This window comes from Halorhodospira halophila (genome assembly GCF_016653405.1).
Lineage (GTDB): Bacteria > Pseudomonadota > Gammaproteobacteria > Nitrococcales > Halorhodospiraceae > Halorhodospira > Halorhodospira halophila_A.
The window spans coordinates 38,907-60,829 of sequence record NZ_NHSN01000018.1 but is presented as its reverse complement, the minus strand read 5'-3'; the positions used below and the strand labels follow the sequence as shown (position 1 = coordinate 60,829).

Annotated in this window: 23 protein-coding genes, 1 pseudogene and 1 riboswitch; of the genes and pseudogenes, 15 read left to right on the top strand and 9 right to left on the bottom strand. The window is 69.7% G+C overall.

All coding sequences use genetic code 11. From position 1 onward, the window contains the following. Position 1: 1 nt before the first annotated feature. From ccmD to CCR79_RS07445, 5 genes are all read right to left on the bottom strand, one after another. Complete coding sequence (ccmD, locus tag CCR79_RS07465; RefSeq protein ID WP_201170419.1) at positions 2-190, bottom strand: heme exporter protein CcmD; 189 nt, start codon at positions 188-190, stop codon at positions 2-4. Continuing rightward, positions 190-1,014 carry a heme ABC transporter permease gene (locus tag CCR79_RS07460; protein ID WP_201170417.1) on the bottom strand — a complete coding sequence of 275 codons (825 nt, stop codon included), beginning with the start codon at positions 1,012-1,014 and terminating at the stop codon, positions 190-192. The genes ccmD and CCR79_RS07460 overlap by 1 nt, the downstream gene beginning before the upstream one ends. 95 nt (positions 1,015-1,109) lie before the next feature. Continuing rightward, a complete protein-coding gene (ccmB, locus tag CCR79_RS07455; RefSeq protein ID WP_201170415.1) occupies positions 1,110-1,778 on the bottom strand; it encodes a heme exporter protein CcmB in 669 nt (222 codons plus the stop codon). A gap of 9 nt (positions 1,779-1,787) precedes the next feature. Beyond that, the gene (gene ccmA / locus CCR79_RS07450) at positions 1,788-2,468 is read right to left on the bottom strand and encodes a cytochrome c biogenesis heme-transporting ATPase CcmA (RefSeq protein ID WP_201170414.1); all 681 of its coding nucleotides are present in this window, start codon (positions 2,466-2,468) and stop codon (positions 1,788-1,790) included. Between the two features lie 127 nt (positions 2,469-2,595). Beyond that, on the bottom strand, positions 2,596-2,937 hold the full coding sequence (locus tag CCR79_RS07445) for a high-potential iron-sulfur protein (RefSeq protein ID WP_201170413.1): 342 nt from the start codon (positions 2,935-2,937) through the stop codon (positions 2,596-2,598). A 180-nt stretch (positions 2,938-3,117) separates the two neighbouring features. Here CCR79_RS07445 and CCR79_RS07440 point away from each other — a divergent pair, with 180 nt between their 5' ends. From CCR79_RS07440 to apbC, 3 genes and pseudogenes are all read left to right on the top strand, one after another. Further along, entirely contained in the window at positions 3,118-4,896 is a 1,779-nt protein-coding gene (locus CCR79_RS07440) for an ABC transporter transmembrane domain-containing protein (protein ID WP_430654665.1), read from the top strand. A 25-nt stretch (positions 4,897-4,921) separates the two neighbouring features. After that, positions 4,922-5,254 (top strand): annotated as a pseudogene (locus CCR79_RS07435) (molybdenum cofactor biosynthesis protein MoaE); the annotation flags it as partial. Between the two features lie 129 nt (positions 5,255-5,383). Further along, entirely contained in the window at positions 5,384-6,481 is a 1,098-nt protein-coding gene (gene apbC, locus CCR79_RS07430; RefSeq protein WP_201170639.1) for an iron-sulfur cluster carrier protein ApbC, read from the top strand. Between the two features lie 24 nt (positions 6,482-6,505). On the opposite strand, the gene CCR79_RS07425 is transcribed toward apbC, so the two are convergent. Genes CCR79_RS07425 through CCR79_RS07415 form a run of 3 tightly spaced genes read right to left on the bottom strand, consistent with a single transcriptional unit; the run spans position 6,506 to position 9,747 of the window. Next, the gene (locus tag CCR79_RS07425) at positions 6,506-7,243 is read right to left on the bottom strand and encodes a glutamine amidotransferase (protein ID WP_201170411.1); all 738 of its coding nucleotides are present in this window, start codon (positions 7,241-7,243) and stop codon (positions 6,506-6,508) included. Positions 7,244-7,301: 58 nt separating this feature from the next. Then, positions 7,302-8,537: a GGDEF domain-containing protein gene (locus tag CCR79_RS07420; protein ID WP_201170410.1), complete on the bottom strand. Its 1,236-nt coding sequence runs from the start codon at positions 8,535-8,537 to the stop codon at positions 7,302-7,304. Positions 8,538-8,577: 40 nt separating this feature from the next. Beyond that, on the bottom strand, positions 8,578-9,747 hold the full coding sequence (locus tag CCR79_RS07415) for an HD-GYP domain-containing protein (RefSeq protein WP_201170409.1): 1,170 nt from the start codon (positions 9,745-9,747) through the stop codon (positions 8,578-8,580). A 141-nt stretch (positions 9,748-9,888) separates the two neighbouring features. On the opposite strand from CCR79_RS07415, the gene CCR79_RS07410 reads away from it, so the two are divergent. Further along, the gene (locus CCR79_RS07410) at positions 9,889-10,422 is read left to right on the top strand and encodes a class I SAM-dependent methyltransferase (RefSeq protein WP_201170408.1); all 534 of its coding nucleotides are present in this window, start codon (positions 9,889-9,891) and stop codon (positions 10,420-10,422) included. 1 nt (position 10,423) lies between these two features. Here CCR79_RS07410 and CCR79_RS07405 read toward each other — a convergent pair whose 3' ends face one another. Beyond that, entirely contained in the window at positions 10,424-11,599 is a 1,176-nt protein-coding gene (locus CCR79_RS07405; RefSeq protein WP_201170407.1) for an HD-GYP domain-containing protein, read from the bottom strand. A gap of 240 nt (positions 11,600-11,839) precedes the next feature. Next, positions 11,840-12,012, top strand: a riboswitch (cobalamin riboswitch). Positions 12,013-12,153: 141 nt separating this feature from the next. Between CCR79_RS07405 and CCR79_RS07400 the strand changes: the two genes are divergently transcribed. Genes CCR79_RS07400 through cobJ form a run of 11 tightly spaced genes read left to right on the top strand, consistent with a single transcriptional unit; the run spans position 12,154 to position 21,921 of the window. Next, positions 12,154-13,269, top strand: a complete 1,116-nt coding sequence (locus CCR79_RS07400) for an ABC transporter substrate-binding protein (protein ID WP_201170405.1) — start codon at positions 12,154-12,156, stop codon at positions 13,267-13,269. After that, positions 13,262-14,353: a FecCD family ABC transporter permease gene (locus tag CCR79_RS07395; protein ID WP_201170403.1), complete on the top strand. Its 1,092-nt coding sequence runs from the start codon at positions 13,262-13,264 to the stop codon at positions 14,351-14,353. The genes CCR79_RS07400 and CCR79_RS07395 overlap by 8 nt, the downstream gene beginning before the upstream one ends. Next, entirely contained in the window at positions 14,350-15,147 is a 798-nt protein-coding gene (locus tag CCR79_RS07390; RefSeq protein WP_201170402.1) for an ATP-binding cassette domain-containing protein, read from the top strand. The genes CCR79_RS07395 and CCR79_RS07390 overlap by 4 nt, the downstream gene beginning before the upstream one ends. Next, positions 15,137-15,916 (top strand): precorrin-4 C(11)-methyltransferase, encoded by a 780-nt coding sequence (gene cobM / locus CCR79_RS07385; RefSeq protein ID WP_201170400.1) that lies wholly within the window; start codon positions 15,137-15,139, stop codon positions 15,914-15,916. The genes CCR79_RS07390 and cobM overlap by 11 nt, the downstream gene beginning before the upstream one ends. A 12-nt stretch (positions 15,917-15,928) precedes the next feature. Then, positions 15,929-16,753 (top strand): sirohydrochlorin chelatase, encoded by an 825-nt coding sequence (locus CCR79_RS07380; RefSeq protein ID WP_201170399.1) that lies wholly within the window; start codon positions 15,929-15,931, stop codon positions 16,751-16,753. 10 nt (positions 16,754-16,763) lie between these two features. Then, positions 16,764-17,432: a precorrin-8X methylmutase gene (locus tag CCR79_RS07375; RefSeq protein ID WP_201170398.1), complete on the top strand. Its 669-nt coding sequence runs from the start codon at positions 16,764-16,766 to the stop codon at positions 17,430-17,432. Beyond that, positions 17,429-18,727, top strand: coding sequence for a precorrin-6y C5,15-methyltransferase (decarboxylating) subunit CbiE (cbiE, locus tag CCR79_RS07370; protein WP_201170397.1), 1,299 nt, complete (start codon positions 17,429-17,431; stop codon positions 18,725-18,727). The genes CCR79_RS07375 and cbiE overlap by 4 nt, the downstream gene beginning before the upstream one ends. Then, positions 18,724-19,476 carry a precorrin-2 C(20)-methyltransferase gene (gene cobI / locus CCR79_RS07365; RefSeq protein ID WP_201170396.1) on the top strand — a complete coding sequence of 251 codons (753 nt, stop codon included), beginning with the start codon at positions 18,724-18,726 and terminating at the stop codon, positions 19,474-19,476. Before cbiE ends, cobI begins: the two co-directional genes overlap by 4 nt. Further along, a complete protein-coding gene (locus CCR79_RS07360) occupies positions 19,473-20,213 on the top strand; it encodes a cobalamin biosynthesis central domain-containing protein (protein WP_201170395.1) in 741 nt (246 codons plus the stop codon). Before cobI ends, CCR79_RS07360 begins: the two co-directional genes overlap by 4 nt. Next, positions 20,213-20,611, top strand: coding sequence for a cobalamin biosynthesis protein (locus CCR79_RS07355; RefSeq protein WP_201170394.1), 399 nt, complete (start codon positions 20,213-20,215; stop codon positions 20,609-20,611). The genes CCR79_RS07360 and CCR79_RS07355 overlap by 1 nt, the downstream gene beginning before the upstream one ends. Further along, the gene (gene cobJ / locus CCR79_RS07350; RefSeq protein ID WP_201170393.1) at positions 20,608-21,921 is read left to right on the top strand and encodes a precorrin-3B C(17)-methyltransferase; all 1,314 of its coding nucleotides are present in this window, start codon (positions 20,608-20,610) and stop codon (positions 21,919-21,921) included. Before CCR79_RS07355 ends, cobJ begins: the two co-directional genes overlap by 4 nt. Positions 21,922-21,923: the final 2 nt, after the last annotated feature.

The window sequence follows — 21,923 nt, the reverse complement described above, 5'->3', positions numbered from 1 at the left end:
TTCACTCCCCCTGCGATTGTGCGGCGGTCGTGCGCCGCGACTGCCGCTGAAGCATGGTCTGCAGGTGACGGCGGCGGCGGCTGACCAGCAGCCACTCGACGAGCAGTACCGCGGCCACCATGCCGAACGACCCCCAGACGTAGGGCGCGTGTCCGCCCATGGCCAGAAAATCACCGATTCCGTCCCACATCAGGCTTCTCCTCCGGACTCCGCGATGCGCTGTTCACGCGCGGTCTCGTCAGCAGCCCGCTCGCGCTGGTCGCGGGTGAGGGTGCCGGCGGCTGCCGCCCGGGCCCACTCCTTGCGCGACTCCCGGCTCATGGCCTCGGCCTGGGCGCGTCGCAGCACGATGGCCGCCGAGTAGATCCAGAAAGCCGCGGTCATCAGCAGCAGCGCAGCGAGCATCGAATCGGCCATGCTCGGCCCGTCCGTCCGGATGACCGAGGCGCCTTGGTGCAGGTTGTACCACCACTCTACGGAAAAGTAGATTATCGGTACGTTGACCGCGCCGACAATAGCCAGCAAGGAGGCGGCCCGACCGCCTTTCTCGCGGTCGTCCGAGGCGGCGTGCAGCGCGATGTAGCCGAGAAAGAGGAAGAGCAGGATCAGCGTCGAGGTCAGCCGCGCGTCCCAGACCCAGTAGGTGCCCCAGGTGGGCGCGCCCCACAGGGCGCCGGTCCACAGGCCCAGGAAGGTCATCAGCGCTCCGGTCGGGGCGATGGCCCGGGCCATGATGTCGGCCATCTTGATCCGCCAGATCAGGTAGATCGCCCCGTATAAGGCCATCAGTAGATAGAGGAACATCCCCATCCACGCCGCCGGGACGTGGATAAACATGATCCGGTAGCTGTTGCCCTGCTGGTAATCCGGGGGTGCGACAAAAAACCCCACGTAAAGGCCTGCCACGGCGAACAGGGCAGCGGCCGCCCAGAGCCAGGGCACCAGGCGCTGGGCCAGCACGTGGAAGTTGGCTGGTGCCGTGTACTTGAGCCAGGGAATGGGTCGAGCGGTCATGCAGTTATCCCGTCGTTCTCCGTAACGCGTCTACGTCACTACGCCTTCGATCCCGGAAACGGGTGTCAAGTTCCCGTTACGCGGATGCTCTCGTCTCAGTCCAGGGCAATGCGCAGCGCCCCGGCGATCGCCAGGGGCACCAACGGCAGCGCCAGGGCCAGCATGGCACCGAGCAGCGACAGGTGCGCCTGATAAGAGGCGTCGAACATCGCCTCTGAAACCGCCCCCGCGCCCAGCACTAGGACCGGCACATATAGGGGCAGGATAAGCAGTGCCATCAGCGCCCCGCCGGCCCGCACGCCCAGGGTCATGGCGGCCCCCACCGCGCCAAGCAGGCTCAACACCGGGGTCCCGAGCAGCAATGATAGCGCGAGTACCAGCAGTTCCGCCCCCTCCAGACCCAGCGAGTAACCCAGGGCCGGGGAGAGAATCACCAGCGGCAGCCCCAGGGCCAGCCAGTGAGCCACGACCTTGGCCAGCGCCACCAGGGCCAGGGGCTGTGGCGACAGGGCCAGTTGCTCCAGGGTGCCGTCGCGCCAGTCATCGGCGAACAGCCGGTCCAGCGAGATGAGGCTGGCCAGCGCTGCCGCCACCCATACCCCGCCGGGCGCTAGCGTGCGCAGCTTGTCCGGCTCGGGGCCGATGGACAGGGGAAAGAGGGTGATGACGATCACGAAGAAGGCAACGACGGTCAGTACGTCCTGACGGCGCAGGACGATGAGCGAAACGTCGCGCCGCAGGAGTGTCCAGAGAGACCTCACCATGGTGTCGTTCTAGTCCAGATCCAGGATGCGCGGCTCGGGCAGGCCGTCGATGGATTGATGGCTGGTAGTGATGACCAACCCCCCGTGCTGCAGGTGGCCGGCGATGCGCTCGAAGAGCCACGCAACGGCGCGCCGGTCCAGGGCGGTCAGCGGCTCGTCGAGGATCCACAGTCGCGCCGGCGAGAGCAGCAGGCGGGCCAAGGCTGTGCGTCGGCGCTGGCCCTGGGAAAGGTAACGGACCGGGATGTCCTCGCGTCCGGCGAGGCCGGCCTGCTCGAGGGCGTCGAGGCGTTCGTCCAGAGAGCTCGACTCACCGCGCAGCCCCTGGTGGACCTGCAGGTTCTCCAGTGGGGTCAGCTCGTCCTTGACGGCGTCGCGGTGGCCAACGTAAAGCATTTGCCGGCGGGCCCGGTCATCGAGCCGGCGGATCTCCTGATCGAGCCAGTGGATGCGGCCACGGACCGGTTCGGTCAGGCCGCAGAGGGTGCGCAGCAACGTCGTCTTGCCGCTGCCGTTGCGCCCGCGTACGAAAAGTAGCTCGCCGGGGCCGAGGGCGAAGGAGACCTCCTCGAAGAGGAACTCCTCGCCGCGGCGGCAGGCCAGGTGCTCGACGCACAGGCGGCTGGCCGCAGCGTCGGTCTCGCCGCGAGTGTACTGGTTGTTCGGTGTATCGCTGCGTAGGGCGTCCATCGTCGGTCCCGGGTTGCCTCCGATGCCCTGTGGCGATCGCGCTCAGGGTATAAAAAAGGGAGCGCCAGCCGGCGCCCCCTCGTCGTTCCGCCAGGCGGGCGGAGCTGCTCGCCTAAGTGCGAGCAGCTTACGCCGGGGCGTAGACCGAGCACCAGCCCTCACCGCGCACCAGCACGTCGGTGAAGTTCGGGTGCTCGCAGTAGCCCCAGTCGCCGTCCACGTAGTCGACCCAGAACTGGCAGTTCTCGCACAGCTGCCCTTCTTGGAAGCGGGCGTGGTCGGTGTCGGCGGCGTCGTTCACGTAGTCGTGGGCGTGGTCATCCTCCGCCTTGGGCAGGTCTTCCACGCCATCGGGCAGGCCGGCAACGGCGGTGCCCTTGGTCACCAGCGTGGCCAGCGGAATGGCGGCCACGGCCATGGCACCGTTCTTGAGGAACTTGCGGCGGTCACCGTCGATCGGGTTGCTCATGCTCACCCTCCTGTCGGTTTTTCTCTTGGGTGTCACGGTGGGACACGGACTTTATCATTTGGTTCCGCGCCGCCCCCCGGGGCGCCGTTTCAAGCGGGGGGGGGGGCGCGATTCATGTCCGCGCCACGCAAGCTGTAACCTTACTGGTCCATCCACCGCCAAGGCAAACGGAGTCAGACCCTGAGACGTCGATCGACACTGCTGCGCCTGGTGCGCATGCTCAAGCCGTACCGCTGGCGCCTGGCCGCTGCGGCCGCAGCGCTGCTCGTCGCCGCCGGAGGCGTGCTGGCCATCGGCCAGGGGCTTCGGCTGGTCATCGATCACGGGTTCGCCGATGGCGATGCGGCGATGCTTGATCGTGCGCTGCTGGCGACCCTGGCGATGATCCTCATCCTGGCGCTGGCCTCGGCAACCCGCTACTACCTGATCACCTGGATCGGCGAACGGCTGGCCGCGGATCTGCGCGAGCAGCTCTTCCGCCGCCTGCTCCGCCTGGAGCCGGCCTTTTTCGAGCGCACCGGGGCGGGCGAGGTCCAGTCCCGGCTGACCGCCGACACCACGGTCCTGCAGAATCTCTTCGGCTCGGCGCTGTCGATCGCCCTGCGCAACGCCCTGACCTTCGTCGGCGCCCTGTTGCTGCTGTTCGTCACCAGCCCGCGCCTGGCCACCCTGGTGGTGGTGGGCATTCCGCTGATCCTGATCCCCATCCTCTGGTTCGGGCGGCGGGTGCGCAGCCTCTCTCGGGACAGCCAGGACCGGGTGGCCGACGTGGGCCGTTTCGCCGGTGAATCGCTGCACGCCATCGGCACGGTCCAGGCCTTCGGCCATGAGGCCGAGGACCGCAAGCGCTATGCCGAGCGGGTGGAAGAGGCCTTCGCGACCGCCATCCGTCGGACCTGGCAGCGGGCGTGGCTGACCGGCGTAGCCCTGCTCTTCGTCTTCGGCGCGGTCGGTGCCGTGCTCTGGCAGGGCGGTCACGATGTGCTCGTCGGGCGCATGACGCCGGGGGAGCTGTCGGCGTTTGTCTTCTATGCGGTGCTGGCCGCCGGGTCGGTGGCCGCCATGGCCGAGGTGGCCGGAGAGATCCTGCGTGCCATGGGGGCCACCGACCGCATCTTCGAGCTGATCGATGCGGAGCCGCGGATCCGGGCTCCGGACCGCCCGCGAGCGCTGCCGCACCCGGTGCGTGGCGAGGTGCGTTTCGATGGCGTGACCTTCGCCTACCCGGCGCGGGCGCATCAGCCGGCACTGCGTGGGGTGACCCTTTGTGCGCGCCCTGGCGAGCGACTGGCCCTGGTGGGACCGTCGGGTGCGGGTAAGAGCACGCTGCTGCAGCTGCTGCTGCGCTTTTACGATCCGGATGCCGGTTGCGTGCAGCTCGACGGGGTGGACCTGCGCGACCTGGATCCGGCGGAGCTGCGCCGCTGCACCGGGCTGGTTGCCCAGGAGCCGGTGCTTTTCACCGGGACTGCCGCCGAGAACATCCGCTATGGCCGCCCGGAGGCCGGCGATGCCGAGGTGCGTGCAGCAGCGCACGACGCCAACGCCCTCGGGTTCCTCGAGCGGCTGCCGCAGGGGCTGGATACCGAACTCGGCCCCGGTGGGGTCCAGCTCTCCGGCGGTCAGCGCCAGCGCGTCGCCATCGCCCGCGCCATCCTGCGCGACCCGGCGGTGCTATTGCTCGACGAGGCCACCAGCGCACTGGATGCGGAGAGTGAGCAGGCCGTGCAGCAGGCGCTTGAGCGCCTCATGGCCGGGCGGACGACCCTGGTCATCGCGCACCGGCTGGCCACGGTCGTGGCCGCCGACCGCATCGTGGTCCTGGACCAGGGGCGGGTGGAAGCCCAGGGGACCCACAGCGAGCTGCAGCAGCACAGCCCCTTGTACCGGCGCTTCTGCGCCCTGCAGCTGGGCGGGGCCGAGCCGGCGAAGGTCGACAGCGGAGCCAGCGTGTCATAATGACGCAGACTGGCCAGGAGGTGGTATGAACCGGGTGACCGACGAGCCCATCGCACTCGAGCCGCTGCTCGCCGATACCGCCGACCCCGCGGCCGGCGCCCTGGTGGTTTTCGGCGGGACGGTCCGCGATCACCACGAGGGGCGGCGCGTGGCGGCGATTGCCTACTCGGCGTACCGCCCCATGGCCGAGCGCGTGCTGGCCGAGCTGGAGGCCGAGGTGATCGAGCGCTTTGGTGTCGGGGCTTGTCGCATCGTTCATCGCGTCGGCGAGTTGGCCATCGGTGAGGAGAGCGTCGTCGTCGTGGTTCGAGCTGCCCACCGGGGTGAAGCTTTCGAGGCGGCCCGTTACGCCATCGACACGCTCAAGGTGCGGGCGCCATTCTGGAAGGACGAGCATTATGAGGACGGAACCCGCGCGTATCAGCAGGGGGTGCCGCTGACCCCCCCTGACCGGCGCGGATGGGAAAACGACTGCCGGGGGAAAGGTATGACGAATCTCACCCGTGAGGCCGTGGAGCAGGCTCTGCGCCAGGTCCGGGATCACTATCTGGGCACCGATCCGGTCTCGGCCGGCTGCGTTGACGAGATCGTGATCGACGACGAGAGCGTTCGGGTGGTGGTGCAGCTCGGCTACCCGGCCGGGGGGTATCGCCAGACGCTGGGCGAGGAGCTGCGTGCCGCCATCGAGCAGGGGACCGGGGCGCAGCAGGTGCAGATCTCGGTGCAGACGCGCATCCACGCCCATGCGGTTCAGCCGGGCGTCAAGGCGCAGGACGAGATCAAGAACATCATCGCCGTCGCCTCCGGAAAGGGCGGTGTGGGCAAGTCGACGGTCACGGCCAATCTGGCCCTCGCGCTGCAGGCCGATGGCGCCCGGGTCGGGGTGCTCGACGCCGACATCTACGGGCCGAGCCAGCCGCGCATGCTCGGTGTGCGTGGCCAGCCGGAGTCCCGGGACGGCAAGCACATGCAGCCGATGCTCGGCCACGGCATCCAGGTGATGTCGGCCGGCTTCCTGGTCGATGAAGAGACCCCGATGATCTGGCGAGGGCCCATGGTGACCCAGGCCCTGGAGCAGCTGCTCACCGAGACGGCCTGGGAGGGGCTTGACTACCTCATCGTGGACATGCCGCCGGGGACCGGGGACATTCAGCTTACTCTGGCCCAGAAGGTGCCGGTCAGTGGCGGCGTGATCGTCACCACGCCCCAGGACATCGCGCTGCTCGATGCACGCAAGGGGTTGCGCATGTTCGAGAAGGTGGATGTGGCCGTGCTCGGTATCGTCGAGAACATGAGCACGCACATCTGCTCGAACTGTGGCCATGAGGAGCACATCTTCGGCAGCGGTGGCGGCGCCGCCATGGCCAGCCAGTACGGGGTGCACCTGCTCGGATCGCTGCCGCTGGATATCACCATCCGCGAGCAGTCGGACAGCGGCCACCCCACCGTGGCCGCCGACCCCGACGGCCGGATCGCTACCGATTACCGGCACATGGCGCGCAGCGTCGCGGCCCAGTTGTCGTTGCGCGAGCGCAGTTCCGGCAGCGCCTTCCCCAACATCGTCGTCGGTGATTCCTCCGAGTAGCCAGCGGCCAGCCGGGCGCGTTGTCTAGCGCGCTCGGCTGGTGACGTAGGCGGCGAAGCGATCGAGCAGCGCCGTCGCCTCCGGCGTGGCCGCGACCTGGCGATAGAGCGCGCGCGGGTCGAAGCCCTCCCGGCGCAGATCCGGGCGGCGATGGAAGATGTAGCCGCGGGTGATGGCGGTGTCGAACTCCGGGTGGAACTGGACGCCCCAGGCGTGACGCCCCCAACGGAACGCCTGGTGGGCGTCGTGCCCGTTGGCGGCGAGAATGACGGCGCCCTCGGGCAGTTCCAGCACCGACTCCTCGTGGGTGACGTGGGCTGCGAAGCGCTCCGGCACGGGGGCGAACAGGGGGTCGTCGGCGCACGGTGCCAGGCGCTCGACGCCGACGGTGCCGATCTCGCGGCCGCGTGGGTTGGGGCCGGCGTGGCCGCCGAGGCCGTGGGCCAGCAACTGGTGGCCGTAGCAGATACCGAGGATCGGGATATCTTTGCCGGCGGCTTGCGCGAGCCAGTCGGCGGCGGCTTCGCTCCACGGTTCACGATGCGAGACCATCGCCGGTGAACCAGTGACCACGATACCGGCCGGGTGAGCCGGTTTCGGCAGGGATGCGGGTCCGGCGGTGGCGTCCACGGTGCGCCAGGGAGCACGCCCCAGGCCGGCGCCGATCCAGTCCTCGAAGTCACCCTGCCGGCGCAGTGCAGGGAGGGTGCGTCCGGTCTTGACCACCCAAATGGTTCCGTCGGTGGTGTGCTCATTCGTCATGCCCGAAAGCTCCTTATCGGTCCTCTCCAATCCCGGCGTGGGGTTGCGGAGGATTGTGCTACTGGGCCAGCCGGTTGCGTCCGCCCTTCTTGGCCCGGTAAAGGGCTTGATCGGCGGCCTGTACGACGGCGTCGGCGTCTGTCGCGGTACTGCTGTCGGCGACGCCGATGCTGATGGTGATTTGCGTCTGCTGCCGCCCGCGCTTGATGCCCCGTTTGCGGCTGCCGTGCCGGTCATCGGCCGGCCGGTCGCTACCCCGGAGGCGGAACGGGGTGCTGGCGATCGTCTCGCGCACCGTTTCCAGCGCCTCGACGACCTGCTCCGCGGTGCGCCCCGGGAAGACGACCGCGAACTCCTCGCCACCGTAGCGGAAGGGGTGCCCGCCCGCGCCGACCCGGCCGATGTTTGCCGCCACCCGACGCAGCACCTGGTCCCCGACTTCGTGTCCGTGGGTGTCGTTGAAGGACTTGAAGTGGTCGACGTCGGTCATGGCGATGGCGTAGCTTCCGCTCAGTCCCTGCGTCAGGCTGTCCATGGCGCGCCGGTTCGGTAGGCCGGTGAGCCCGTCGCGGAACGCCATGCGGTGGGCTTCCTGTAAAACGGCGACAAGCAGGAGGAAGAGGGCAACCGCGCCCAGCAGGGTGGGCAGCACCAGCTCGCCGCCCCTTGCAAGGGCCAGTTCCAGGCCGAGGGTGGTGGTCAGCAGCGCGCTGAAAGCGCCCACGTGGGGCGGGGTGGGGTCGAGCAGGGCCCACAGGAGCAGGCTCGCGGCGGCCAGCGCGGCGAGCAGCAGGCCCTGTTCGGGCAGGCTGCTCCAGTCGGCCAAGCCAAGCGGCAGGAAGGTGGTGGCGGCCAGTGCTTCCAGCCAGTCGGGCTGGTAGCGGAACAGGCCGAGGACGAGCAGGGCTTGCAGCGCCAGGGCGGCGCAGCGCCACAGCCCGGCTCGGCTGAGCAGGCCCCGGTCATCGAGCAGGGTCAGGATCAGGAGGTTGATCGGCAGCAGGATGGCGGCCGCCGTGACCCCGTGGGCCGGTGACGGCGCAACGCCGATCCCGCTGATGGCCAGGCTGATGGCGGCGGCCTGCAAGGCCAGGTTGGCGCGCCGGTAGAGCAGGGCCAACACCGCCACCATGCCGCCGGCGATGGCGAGGAACTCGAACGAGTGGGCCTCCAGCAACGCGATCGCCGGGCGCGGGAAGGGGGCGTCAAGCAGGACGATCCAGGCCGCCAGGGCGGCCAGGAACAGCAGGTGAAGCAGCCAGGCGGAACTGAGCAGGCGTTGCACGGCGGCCATTGCGTCTCCATCCGGGGCGCGCGGCACCGGCGCGCGCGGCTCAGGAATCGTAGCCCCACAGCGAGGCGAGCTGGAAGCGCTGTGCCAGCTGATGGGTGGGCTCCAGTGAGTCGACGTTGGGCATGTCCGGCTGGCTGGTGTCGCGATAGAGCGGTCGTGCCGTGGGCTGGCCGTTGGCCTTGATCAGGACGGCCACGACCGGGTTGGCGCCGCGGTTGCCGCGCTGGATGACGACGCCGCGCTCGCCGCTGTCCAGGGCGACGAAACTGCCTGCCGGATAGATCCCGATGGTCTGGATCAACCCGGAGAGGATGTCGCGGTCGTAGATCCGGCCACTCTGATTCATCAGCTCGAGCAGGGTCTCGCGGACCGCCGTGGCAGGCCGGTAGACACGGTTACTGATCATCGCCAGATAGGTGTCGGCGATGGTCAGGAGCCGCGCCCCGCGGCAGATTTGAGTACCGTGCAGGCCAGCCGGGTAGCCGCTGCCGTCGAGCCGTTCGTGGTGCTCGGCGACGACCCGGAGCCAGATCGGGTCCTCGACCCCGGCTGCCGACAGGCGTTCCACCGAGCGCAACGGGTGCTCTTCCAGGTCCCTGCGCTGGGCGTCGTCGAGTGGTGCACTCTGGCGATCAAGGCCATCCTGCGTCTCGAGCATACCGATGTTCGCCGAGAGGGCGGCGAGGACGATGGAACGCCGCTCGCTGTCCGGGATGTCCAACTGGCTGCCAACGACATCGCAAAGGATCGCCTGGCGGATCGGGTGGCGGATCGAGTAGGCGAACGCCTCATCGAGGTGGGCAGCCCCAATGGCCGCATCGGCGTCGCGCTCGACCAGGTCGCCGATACGGCTGGCGAGGTGGTCGAGGCGACGCAGGAAGCGGTCGTTATCCTCGCCCAGCCACTTGAAGGTCTCCTGCAGCGCGCGGGAGATCTGATAGATCAGGTCGAAGGGGTTGCGGAAAGCGGCCAAGGCGAGCTCGCGCCGCCGCGAGACCCCGCCGGTCTCTTGACGCCGGGCGGCCACGTGGTAGGGCGTCCGGCCGATCTGCAGGAGCCGCTCCAGCTGCTCGCGGGAGCGCAGAATCGAGCCGCGCCGCAGCAGTAGGTGCCCGTAGGCGTCCTCGATGTCGTAGGGCACGGGCTTTCCGAGCGCCAGGTCGTCGGCTTGAACGGTGGCCCGCTTGGTGGGGATGGCCCGCTGGTTCATGGTCTCAGGCTCGTTGTCCGGCTCCGACCATTCTACCAGCCTATGCGTGGGTATACGCCCGCGGAACGAACCGGCCCTGGGCGGGGCTGTGCGAGACTCCATGGAGGAACGGTGTTTTTGGAGGCGTTGATTCTTGTCGTCATGCTGGGGGGCATGTTGCTGATCGTCGGCTACACGGTGGTCACCGGCATCTCGCCGCTGCCCTCCACACGTCTGGGGCAGGAGCTGGTGATTGCTGCGCTACCGGCCGAGCTCGAGGGAACGGTGATCGAGGCTGGCTCTGGATGGGGCGGGCTGGCCCGGGCGGTGGGGCGACGGTGCCCGCGGGCCCGGGTGATCGGGTACGAGCTCTCGCCGCTGCCGTGGTTGTTCGCCTGCCTGCTGCAGTGGATCCGGCCGGTGCCCAATGTCGAATTCCGGCGCCGCGACCTGCGCCAGGTGTCCTTCCGTGATGCCCGTGCGGTGGTTTGCTATCTGCACCTTGAGGCGATTCGCGAGCTCGAGCCGCGATGGCGCCGGGAGTTGCCCGCCGGGGCGCTGGTGGTGAGCAACACGTTCCGCATCCCGGGCTGGCAACCGTGCGCCGTGCACCGGCCGCCCGTGCGCCTGGACGCCCCGGTCTATCTCTACCGGATTCCGCGGGCCTGTCGCGCTCGTTTGGACGTGTGCGGCTAGCTCAGCGGTGGCCGTGGCGCTGTCTGATCGCCTCGATCTCGGCGCCCCGGCGCAGGAAAGCCTCCACGCACTCCCCGCACAGCTTGCCCGCCTTTGCCTCGGCTCGCAGGGTCTCGGCAGCCTCGGCGAAACCCCAAGGCCGTTTGTAGGGACGCTCGCTGGTCAGGGCGTCGAAGACGTCGGCGACGGCCACAATGCGCCCCTCCAGCGGGATCTGCTCGCCGCTTGCACCGGTCGGATACCCGCTGCCGTCAAGGCGCTCGTGGTGGTAGGCGACGATGTTGCGCATGATGGCCGCCCGCCGGTCCTCGCTCAGCCCCAGCTCCTCGGTCATCGCCAGCACCATGGCCACGCCGCGGCTGACGTGCTCGCGCATCTGCGCGAACTCCTCGTCGGTGAGCCGGCCGGGCTTGAGCAGGATGCCGTCGGGGACGGCTATCTTGCCCACGTCATGCACCGGGGCGAACTGATAGACCATCTCGATGTATTCGTCGCCGAGACCGTGAGCTGCGGCCAGCTCCAGAGCGATCAGTCGGCTGTACTCCGCCATCCGGGCGAGGTGGCCACCGGTCTCGTCGTCCCGCGCACGGCCGAAGGCCATGGCCGTGCGCGCCGCGCCGCGCAGGGTCTGCGTGGTGCGGATGGAGGTGATGGCGAGCAAGCGGGCCAGGTCGATGTAAGGCGCCAGCCGCTCGACGACGGCCTCCGAGAAGTAGCCCGGCCGCCGGGAGTTGAGGAACAGGAAGCCGAAGAAATTCTCGTCGTGCTGCAGCGGCAGGATCATCCCGGCGCGCAACCCGCTCTCGCGGATGCTGACGGTGTGCGGTTTCGGGCTGGGGTGTTCCCGGTAGTCGTCGATGATGCGCACCTGCGGCGCCTCGGCCAGGGCGCGCAGGGTGGGGGCCTCGCCTAGCCGGGTCTCGTAGTGATCCAGGGGGCTGGGAGCATCGCCGCCGGCGCCGTAGGTCTTGAGACGGTTGGCGTCCGGTTCGTAGATGGCGACGGCGATGCGGTGGATTGCGCCGCCGGGCAGCGCTTGGTTGATATGGCAGCGCAGGCGTTCAAAGCGCTCGCTAAGGCGCAGGTGCGGTTCCTGGTCGCTCAGCGGCAGGGTATCCAGCGCGTCGGTGACTATGTCACCCGCCTGGGGGCAGGGTGAATTCGCGTCTGTGCCCATGACATCTCCGTCGGGGGGTCGGGAGGGGTCGCGGGCGTCCATACCCTTCTTTGATACGGCGCAATTGTGCCATAAAGTTCGAGGTTGTGGCCATCGGCCCGGCTGGGCGCCCGATCGGGCCGCGTTGACAGCTGCCCCGAGCCGGCCGTAGAGTCCAGCCTCCCCAGGTGACCTGGCAGTTACCATCGCTGCCGGGGCCGTTCCCCGCCGCGTGGTCCGCCCGACAGCGCCGGGGACGGTCGGGAAGTCGGTGCGCACTGCGGCCCGGGCGGGCGCAGGCAAGGCCGACGCTGTCCCCGCAACGGTAGGCGAGAGTGGGCGCTGCATCGCCACTGCATCCACGGTGTCCCTGGCACCCGGTGCGGGAAGGCGCGGCGCCCGGGGTTCGACCCCGCTCGCGAGCCCGGAGACCGGTCTGGGGGTCGCAGCCACACGGCGGGGAACCGTGCGTGGCGGTGACGGTAGCTTCAGCCGCGCCCTGTCCCAGCGCCACGGCGTGCCCGTTTCCGACCCGCTCCCCGCATGGCGTACTGGATCCAGTGACTGGAGGAGCCATGCACCGCAATCCATGCATCGCCCTCGTGGCCGGGGTCGGCCTTATCCTCGGCGGGTGTGGGGATGCCCTCGACGATGATCCGGATGGAGGGGGTGTCCGGGAAACCCGTGAGGTTGAGGATATGCTCGGCCGCAGCGTGGAGGTCCCGGAATCGGCCGAGCGGATCGCCACGGTCAATGTCGACGCCTTCCGCATGGCGCTCCACCTGGGGGTTGAGGAGCGCCTGGTGGGCATCCCGAGCGATATGTACGGCTCGCGTTTCTCCGAGGCGAAGCCCATCGAGGTCGAGGCCTTCGGGCGCCTTGACGAGGTGGCCATGGTCGGCGGCGGCCAGCCCGGTTCGGAGTTCAGTGCCGAGCGGGTGCTCGCCACGGAGCCGGATCTGTTTATCTACTGGGCCTTCAGCCGCGGTGATGACGATCAGGCGATGGCCGAACAGGCAGAACGCTACGAGCAACAGCTGGGCGTGCCGGTGGTGGCGCTGAACACCCTGGGCCGGGAGCGGGCGTCGCAGGAGGCCGTCGAGGAGCAGATCGAACAGGCCTACCGGCTCCTCGGCGAAGTGTCCGGTCGCGAGGAGCGGGCCGAAGAGCTGCTCGATTTCTACCACGCCACGGTCTCCGCCGTGCAGCAGCGGGTCGCTGGCGAGCAGCCGCCTCGGGTCTATCTGGCCCACCGGCGCAATCTCTACAACCACGTCTCCTTCTACTTCCCCGTCGAGCTGCTCGGTGCCGAGATGGTCACTGCCGGCCGTGCCGGCGACGATGGCGAGGTCAGTGCCGAGGAGCTGCTGAGCTGGGATCCCCAGCATATCCTCCTCCACACACCGTCCCGAGCGAGTCGCGTGGAACGCGCCGAGGTGCTCGACGATGAGCGCTTGTCCGGTGTAGCAGCCATCGAGGCGGAGCGTATCCACCGCTTCAAGGGCACCTACATGGGCTGGGACCTGGCGACGGGGTTGATCGATCTGGTGCACATGGCTCGCGTCCTCTACCCGGAGGCCATGGCAGGCGTCGATCTCCGCGACCGCGGCGAGGAGATTCTGGAGGTCTTCTACGGCGACCCCGGTCTCTACGACCGGCTCATGGAGCTCAGCAGCCTCGAGGATGGCTGAGTTGACCGTCGGCACCCCCGTCCGGCCGGCGCCACCGCGGGGCCTCATTGACGACTACACGCGCGCGATCCGGGCCAAGACGCTGGTGCTGCTCGGCCTGGCGGCAGCCCTGGTGGCTACGGCGGGCTTTGGCTTGGCGCTGGGCCCGATGGGCATCCCGCTGAGCGAGGTGGTGCAGGCGCTGGTGGCTCGCCCGCTCGGGGCGTCGTGGGTCAGCGCGCAGACCGAGAACGTGGTCTGGAACATCCGCCTGCCGCGCCTGGCCACCGCGATGGTGGCCGGCATGGGGCTGGCGCTCGGCGGCGTCATCCTGCAGAGCCTGCTGCGCAATCCTATGGCTTCGCCGTTCACCCTGGGGATCGCCTCGGGAGCCTCGCTGGGGGCGGCGCTGGCGATCATTTTCGGCTTCTCGGCCTTCGGTGTTTACGGCATCGTCGGCAACGCCTTCCTCTTCGCCATGGCGGTGTCCCTGCTCATCCTGCTCATCGGGCAGTGGAAGGGGGCGACGCCGATGAGCCTGATCCTCGCCGGCATTGCTCTGATGTACTTCTTCGGGGCGACCACGACGCTGCTGATCTACTTCGCTGATGCCGACGCCACCCGAGAGGTCATGTTCTGGAGCGTGGGCAGCCTCAGCCGCGCCGACTGGGAGAGCTTCGTATTCATCAGTGCGGCGCTGGTGGCGACCCTGCCGGTCTTCCTCTGGAAAAGCGGCGATCTGAACCGGTTGCTGCTCGGTGACGAGACCGCCACCAGCTTGGGGATCGCGGTCGGTCCGCTGCGCATCGGCCTGATGTTCCTGGTCGCCCTGTTGGTCGCGGTCACCGTGGCGTTCACCGGCGGGATCGGCTTCCTCGGTCTGGTGGCGCCGCACCTAGCGCGGCTTTTGATCGGCTCGGATCACCGCTTCCTGATCCCGGCCACTGCCCTGATTGGCGCCCTGCTGCTGACGCTGGCGGATCTGGTATCGCTGCACGCCTTCGAATCGGTGGTATTGCCCGTGGGGGTGGTCACGGCGTTCATCGGTTCGCCGCTTTTCATCTACCTGATCCTGCGTCGCCGCGAGACGGGAGGGGGGGCGTGACGGCGACCGGGATCGAACTGCGCGGCGTGCGCTACGCCTATCGGCGCACCGAGGTGCTTCGCGGTGTCGACGCCCGCGTGGAAGCCGGCGAGGTGGTCGCCCTGATCGGGCCCAACGGCTCTGGCAAGAGCACGCTGCTCAAGTGCATCACCGGCATCCTGCGTCCGCGCCACGGGACCCTCACCATCGCCGGTGAGCCGGTGCAGGGGCAGCGGCAGGCGCGCATCGCCCGCCGGCTCTCCTACGTGGCGCAGACCGCCGATGCCGTCTACCCGCTGACCGTGCTCGAGAGTGTACTGCTCGGTCTGCGTCGGGCGAGCTGGCGGCACGATCCGGCGGACCTCGCCCGCGCCGAGGCTGTGCTCGAGCGTCTGGGTATGGCGGATTTGGCGCAGGCGCCGCTGACCGAGATCAGCGGCGGGCAGCGGCAAAAAGCGGCCATCGCCCGGGCGCTGGTCCGGCAGACGCCGTTCCTGCTGCTCGACGAGCCAACCAACCATCTGGACATGAAGCACAAGCGCGATGCCATCGAGATCCTGACCGCGTGCGCCCGGGAACAGGGGCAGGGCGTGCTGGTCGTGCTCCACGATATCAACATCGCCGTGCAACTGGCTGACCGCATCGTGCTGCTGCGCGATGGCCGGGTCATGGCCGACGGACCGCCGCAGGCGGTGATCGACACGCCGACCATCCGTGCCGCCTATGACGTGGATGTCCGCGTTGTCGAGCACCAGCAGGCGCCCTTCGTGGTCGGCTACCGATTGCAGCAGAGAGGGGGTGTGCATGACGGGTGAGGTCTGGTTCGTGGGGGCGGGGCCCGGGGCGGCCGATCTGATCACGGTCCGCGGGCGGGATCGTGTCGCGGCGGCGGACGCCGTGCTCTACGCCGGCTCGCTGGTACCCGCCGGGGTGCTGGAATGGGCGCCGCCCCACTGTGAGGTCGCCGACTCCAAGGGCATGACCCTGGAGGAGATCCAGGGCTGGCTGCTCGAGCGCGCCCGGGCCGGACGCCGCGTGGTGCGGTTGCAGCCCGGCGATCCGGGGCTCTACGGCGCTTTCGTGGAGATCGTGCGTCCGCTGGATGCGGCTGGCATCCCGGTCCACCTGGTCCCGGGGGTGACCTCGGCGATGGCTGCCGCGGCGGCCGCCGGCGAGAGCCTGACCCTGCCAGAGGGGACTCAGACCGTGATCTTCACCCGGGTGGAGGGGCGTACCCCCATGCCGGCCGGCGAGCAGCTCGCCGACCTAGCCCGCCACGGCAGCACCCTGTGCATCTATCTCTCGATCACCCTGCTGGAGCGCCTGGCGGACGCCCTCTGCCGGGGTGGCTGGGAAGAGGATGCCCCGGTGGTGGTGGTCCACCGCGCCTCCTGGCCCGGGGTGGAGCAGGTGCTGCGCACCTGCATCCGCGATCTCGCCGAAGACTGCCGCGCCGCCGGGCTCAACAGCCAGACGATGATCCTGGTTGGACCGGCGCTGGGGGCGCGGCAGGCGGCGCCGGCGGCGCGCTCGCGGCTCTACGATCCGGACTTCGCGCACCGTTTCCGCCGCCCTGAAAGCTGAGGACGTTTCTGAATGAGTGATTGTATCCTTCTGATCGGGCATGGATCACGCCAAGAGGACGGCAATGAGGAGATCCGCCGGTTCGCCGGGATGCTGGCCGAGCGCTATCCGGACTGGCGACTGGAGACCTGCTTCATCGAGTTCGCCGATCCGCTGCTTAGCGAGGGCCTGGATCGCGCCGCGGCCCGTGCCGAGCGCGTCATTGCCGTGCCGCTGATCCTCAATGCCGCCGGGCACGTGAAACTCGAGGTGCCCGAGCAGGTCGATGCGGCTCGAGAGCGGCACCCCGGCGTCGATTTCCGCCTGGCACGCCACCTGGGAGTCAGTGAATCGTCGCTGGGTCTGGTCGAGCGGCGTCTGCGCGATGCCATGCAGGCCCTGCACGTCCCCGATCCGCGGACCACCGGCGTCATCCTGCTCGGTCGGGGGTCCTCGGACCGCACCGCCAACGGGGAGCTCGCGCGGTTGGGGCGGTGGCTCTACGAGGGTGGCGAGCATGACCTGGTCGATATCGCCTTCACTGGCGTGACGCACCCGCGCCTGGAGGCGGTGGTGCAGCGCCACCACCTGCTGGGCGCGACGCAACAGGTGATCCTGCCGTACTACCTGTTCACCGGACGGCTGATCGAGCGCATCGAGCAACAGGTGGAGCGGCTGCGCATCCAGTATCCCCGGACGGTCTTCGCCCTGGCGGATTATCTCGGTTTCGAGCCGGAAGTCTTCGATCTGATCGCCCACCGGGTGGAGGAGGCGCGGACCGGGCAGGCCATGCTCGAGTGCGACGGCTGTCCGCACCGGGCCGCGGCCGGTCATCACCACCATCATCACCACCACTGAGGGTGCCGCAATGTCCCGTGAGCCGTCCGTGACCGAGCAGCAGACCGCCTCCGGGCGGCGTATCGAGGAGTGCTCCTTCGCCCGTGTTGATGCCGAGGCCGGAGATCGCAGCGCCTACGACACCGCACAGTGGCCGGTAGTCCGGCGCATGATCCACGCCACGGCGGATTTTGATTTCAACGGTGTGACCCGCTTCCATCCCCAGGCGGTGGCAGCCGGGGTGGCGGCGATCCGCTCCGGGGCGCCGGTGTTCGTCGATGTCGAGATGATCCGGGTCGGCCTCTCGGCGGAACGCCTGCGCTATTTCGGGGTCGAGGCCCACTGCTTGATGAACGACCCGCAAGCGGCGGAGCGTGCCGAGCGCGCCGGGACGACACGGGCCGAGCAGGCCGTCGCCCTGGCCGCCGAGCAGGGGCGGCTCGACGGCGCCATGGTCGCCGTGGGCAACGCCCCGACCGCCCTGCGGGCGATCCTCGCGCGCATCGAGCGTGGCGAGGTGGCGCCGCGACTGCTGATCGCCATGCCGGTGGGATTTGTCGCCGCCGCCGAGTCCAGCGACGAGGCTATGGCGCAACAGCGGGTGCCGTGGATTGCCACGGCCGGGCGCAAGGGCGGGACGCCGGCGGTGGTGGCCTGCCTCCACGCCCTGCTTGGCCTGGCCGGGGAGGCCGGCACGTGAGCCCCGTGTGCACCATCGTCGGCGTGCTGGATGACGGCCCCGAAGCGCTGGCGCCTGCTGCCCGCGAGGCGATCGCCGGGGCGGATCTGCTCATCGGCGGGCGGCGCGTTCTCGAAACCTGTGCGCCCCTGGCCCCCGGGGCGGAGCGCCGGGATCTGACCGGCAGCGTGGCGCAAGTTCCGGCCTGGATCGAGGCCGCGGCGGCGCAGCGGCGGCACGTGGTGGTTCTTGCCAGTGGCGACCCGCTCTGCCACGGCATTGGCGAGCGCGTCACCGCGAGCCTCGGTGCCGCGCGCTGCCGGGTACTGCCGGCCCCGTCGCTGGTTCAGCTGGCCTGTGCCCGGCTCGGTTGGCCGGTGGCGCAGACCGCCATCGCCTCGGTGCACGGCCGCGCGGCCGATGACTGGTCGGCGCAGGCGGCGTCGCCCGAGCACCCGATGAGCGGGGTGCTGCGTGCCCTGGATGATCACGAGCGCGTGGCGGTCTACACCACCGGTGAGAATGGCGCCGACTGGCTGGCCCGGCAGCTGCAGGCGGTCGGCTACAGCGATGAAGAACTGGAGGTGGCCGTAGTGGCGCGCATCGGGCGGGAGGATGAACAGCTCCATCCGCCGGCGCCGCTCGGCAGCGCTGCGGCGCACCGGTATGCGCAGCCCCATGTGGCGCTGGTGCGGCGCCGTACGGCGGCACTGGCCTGGCCATTCGCCGGGGCCGATGCATCGTTTGCCCAGCGTCGCCCGCAGCGCGGCCTGATCACCAAGCGGGAGGTCCGGGCGGTTGCCCTGGCCAGTCTGGCGCTGACCGCCGAGAGCCGGGTCTGGGATATCGGGACCGGTTCCGGGGCGGTGGCCCTCGAGGCCGCGAGGCTCTGCCCGCGGGGGCATGTCTGGGCCATGGAGCGCCGCCTCGAGGATCTCGCCATCGCCGAGGAGAATCGGCGCCGGCGTCGGGCGGGGAATGTCACGCTCCATCACGGCCGGGCTCCGCAGGGGCTGGAACAATGGCCGGATCCGGACGCGGTGTTCATCGGTGGCTCCGGCGGAGCACTGGGCACGTTGATCGACCACTGCCTGGAGCGACTGCGTCCGGGCGGGCGGCTGGTGATCAACGTGGTGACCCTGGAGAATCTCCAACAGGCCATGGCCCGGCTCGATGCCGCCGCGGCCCAGGGGACCGTGCAGTGGGAGGCGGTGCAGCTGCAGGCCAGCCGCAGTGGTGAGCTGGCCGGGATGCGCACTTTCCGCGCGGAGAACCCGGTCTGGGTACTCACGGCGAACAAGACGGAGACAGCATGACGACAGCCTCGGGAAGGTTGATCGGGGTTTCGCTGGGCCCCGGGGATCCCGGATGGATCACGCGCCGGGCCTGGCAGGTCCTGCAGGGAGATGCGCGCTGGGCGTATCCGGTGCGGGCCCAAGGGCAGCGCAGCTACGCGCTGGATATCGTCGAGCGCGGCGGGCTGGTGGCACCGGACGATGCCATGCCCCTGGTCTTCCCGATGACCCACGACCCGGGGACGCTGGCGCTGCACTGGGGGCGGGCGGCGACGACCGTGGCCACGACCCTGGCGCAGGGGCGGGATGTGGCCTTCCTGGTCGAGGGCGATGCCTCGACCTACGCCACCTTCGGGCACCTGGCCCGTACCGTGCTCGCCGAGGAGCCCGGTGCCGGAGTGGAGACCATCCCGGGGGTGGCCTCCTTCCTGGCGGCCCCGGCGCGCGTCGGCTGGCCGTTGGCCAGCCAGGGCGACGCGCTGGCGGTGCTCCCGGGGGGGTACGGGATGGAGACCGTGGAACGACTGTTGCCGGAGGTGGATACGCTGGTGCTGCTCAAGGTCAAGCCCTTGCTCGACCCGCTGATCGAGCTGCTCGAGCGGCGCGGGTTGAGCGACGCCAGCGTCTTCGTCGAGCGCGTCGGCACCCCGCAGGAGCGGGTGGTTACGGAGATCACCGGGCTGCGCGGCGAGACGGTTCATTACCTCTCGCTGCTGATGGTCTGCAAGGGCCGCTCCGGCGCGCCCTCCGGAGGAGGCGAGGGCGTTTGAGCGAGGCGGGTGCAGGGCTGTTGCTGGTGGTGGTCAGCCGTGGCGGTGCCGCCGGTGCGGCGCGCCTGGCGGTGCTCTGGCCCGGGGCGGAAATCCTGGTCACCGAGCGGGTCGCGCCACTGCTGGCCGACCACGGCGAGCGCTGCACGCCGGTGGCATCCGGGGCACTCGCGGAGGCCCTGGGGGAGCGTCTCCGCTCCCCCCTCGAACAGGTTATCTGCTTCGCCTCGGTGGGTGCCTGTGTGCGCCTGCTCGCCCCGTATCTGGTCGATAAGACCCGTGACCCCGGGGTGGTCAGCGTGGATGATTCGGCGCATTTCGCGGTGGCGGTGCTCGGCGGCCACCTGGGCGGGGCCAATGCCTGGGCGCAGCGCGTCGCCCGGGAACTCGGCGCCACTCCCGTGGTGACCACGGCCTCGGACCGACGCGGGTTGCCTGCGGTGGATCTGCTCGGCCGGGAGCAGGGCTGGCGGGTGGTGGCGTCCACTGCAGCCCTACGTCGGGCCGCGGCGGCGCTGCTTCACGGTGAGCCGGTCGCGCTGATCGAGGAGGCCGACACCTGGCGCCCGGCAACCCCACCACCGGCGAACCTGTACCGCTTCACCAAGTCCGATGCCCTGGACCCGGGGGCCTACAGTGCCGTGCTCTGGGTCCGCGACGAGGCGCCGTCCGCCGATTGGCAGGCACGCCTGGGCGATCGGCTGGTACGCTACCGAACCGCGCGCCGGGGTCCGTAATGCCGCGTGTGGTGTTGGGGATTGGCTGTGACCGCGGTGCAGCGGAGGAGACGGTGGCCGCGGCGGTGGCCGCGGCACTGGCCGAGGCTGGGCTGTGCAACGCGGACGTGGTTGCGGTGGCGAGTATCGACCTCAAGCGCGATGAACCGGCGCTGCACGCCCTGGCGCGGGCCCACGGCTGGCCCCTGGTTTTCTATCCGGCGACGCAACTGGCCGCGATCCCGGTGCCGCACCCCTCTGAGGTGGTGCGCCGGCACACCGGGACGCCGGCGGTCGCCGAAGCGGCGGCGCTGTGCCGGGCCGATGCCGACAGCGCCGATCTGATCATCGAGAAACGCCGCTGGCGGGGCGGCGACGGACGCAACGCCACGGTATCGATAGCGAGGCTGAACGCATGACAGGCGATGTTCCCCCTCCGGGGCAGATCCTTCTGGTGGGGATCGGCCCGGGTGACCCGGCGCACATGACTGCGCGGGCCCGAGAGGCGATCGCCGAGGCCGAGGTGGTCATCGGTTACCAGACGTACCTCAAGCTGATCCCGGAGCTGCTGGAAGGTAAGACAGTGATCGGCAAGGCCATGACCGAGGAGCTTGACCGGGTCGAGGCAGCCTGGCAAGCGGCCCGGGCCGGGCAGGTGGTGGCCCTGGTCTCTTCCGGCGATCCCGGGGTCTACGGCATGGCAGGGCCGACCTACGAGTTCCTGCTTCAACAGGGCTGGCAGGGGGGCGCCGGGGAGGTTCAGGTGGAGGTGGTGCCGGGGACCTCGGCGCTGTCCTCCTGCGCTGCCCTGGTCGGTGCCCCCCTGACCCACGATTTCTGCACCATTTCGCTCTCGGACCTGCTCACGCCCTGGCCGGTGATCGCGCGCAGGCTGGAGGCCGCCGGGCGCGGTGACTTCGTCACCGTCCTCTACAATCCGGCGAGCAAACGCCGCCAGGCGCACATCGCCCGGGCGCAGGAGATCCTGCTGCGCTATCGCGATCCGAAGACTCCGGTGGCGGTGGTCCGCTCGGCCTACCGCGAGCGCCAGCAGGTCCAGCACCTGCCCCTGGAGCAGCTCCACCAGGCCGAGCCGAGTATGCTCAGCACGGTGATCATCGGCAACCGCTCGACCCGGTTCGAGCACGGCCGGATGGTGACCCCGCGGGGCTACACCGCCAAGTACGCCGAGGCTGGCACGCCCGTGCCCGGTGAGCAGCGCGGGCAATCGCTGAGTCTGGGGCTGGAGGGCTGGCCGGTGGTCCTGCGTCAGTGGTTGCGCGAGCAGCAGACGCCAAGCCTGGAGGCCGCGGCGGCGCATTTCGACGTCGATTGGGCTGAGGCGTTGGCCGCCGTTGCGGACGACGTGGCGGAGCCGGATACGCCGTTCATGACCAGCCGGATCGAGGTGACGGACCTGCCGCGTCACCTGGAGGAGTGCCGCGAGTGGCCGCGGATCCGGGCTGTCGTGCGCGGGCCGGCCGGAACGCGCATGGTTTGTTCGGTGGCTGGTGCGGGGCTCTACTACGACGGTGAGACGCTGGTCCTCGGTGCCGGAGGCGGCCGGGTCGAACTCGACTGGCAGCGCGTGGCCGCGGCCTGGGCGCTGGCCGGTACCTGCCAGCACTGCAGCCTGGAGCTGGTGGATGAACGCGGTCGGGGCCTGCTTTCGCTGCAGCGTGTTACCGGCAGGAACCCGGCCGGGGACGCATCGGGGCGTGCGGGCTGAGT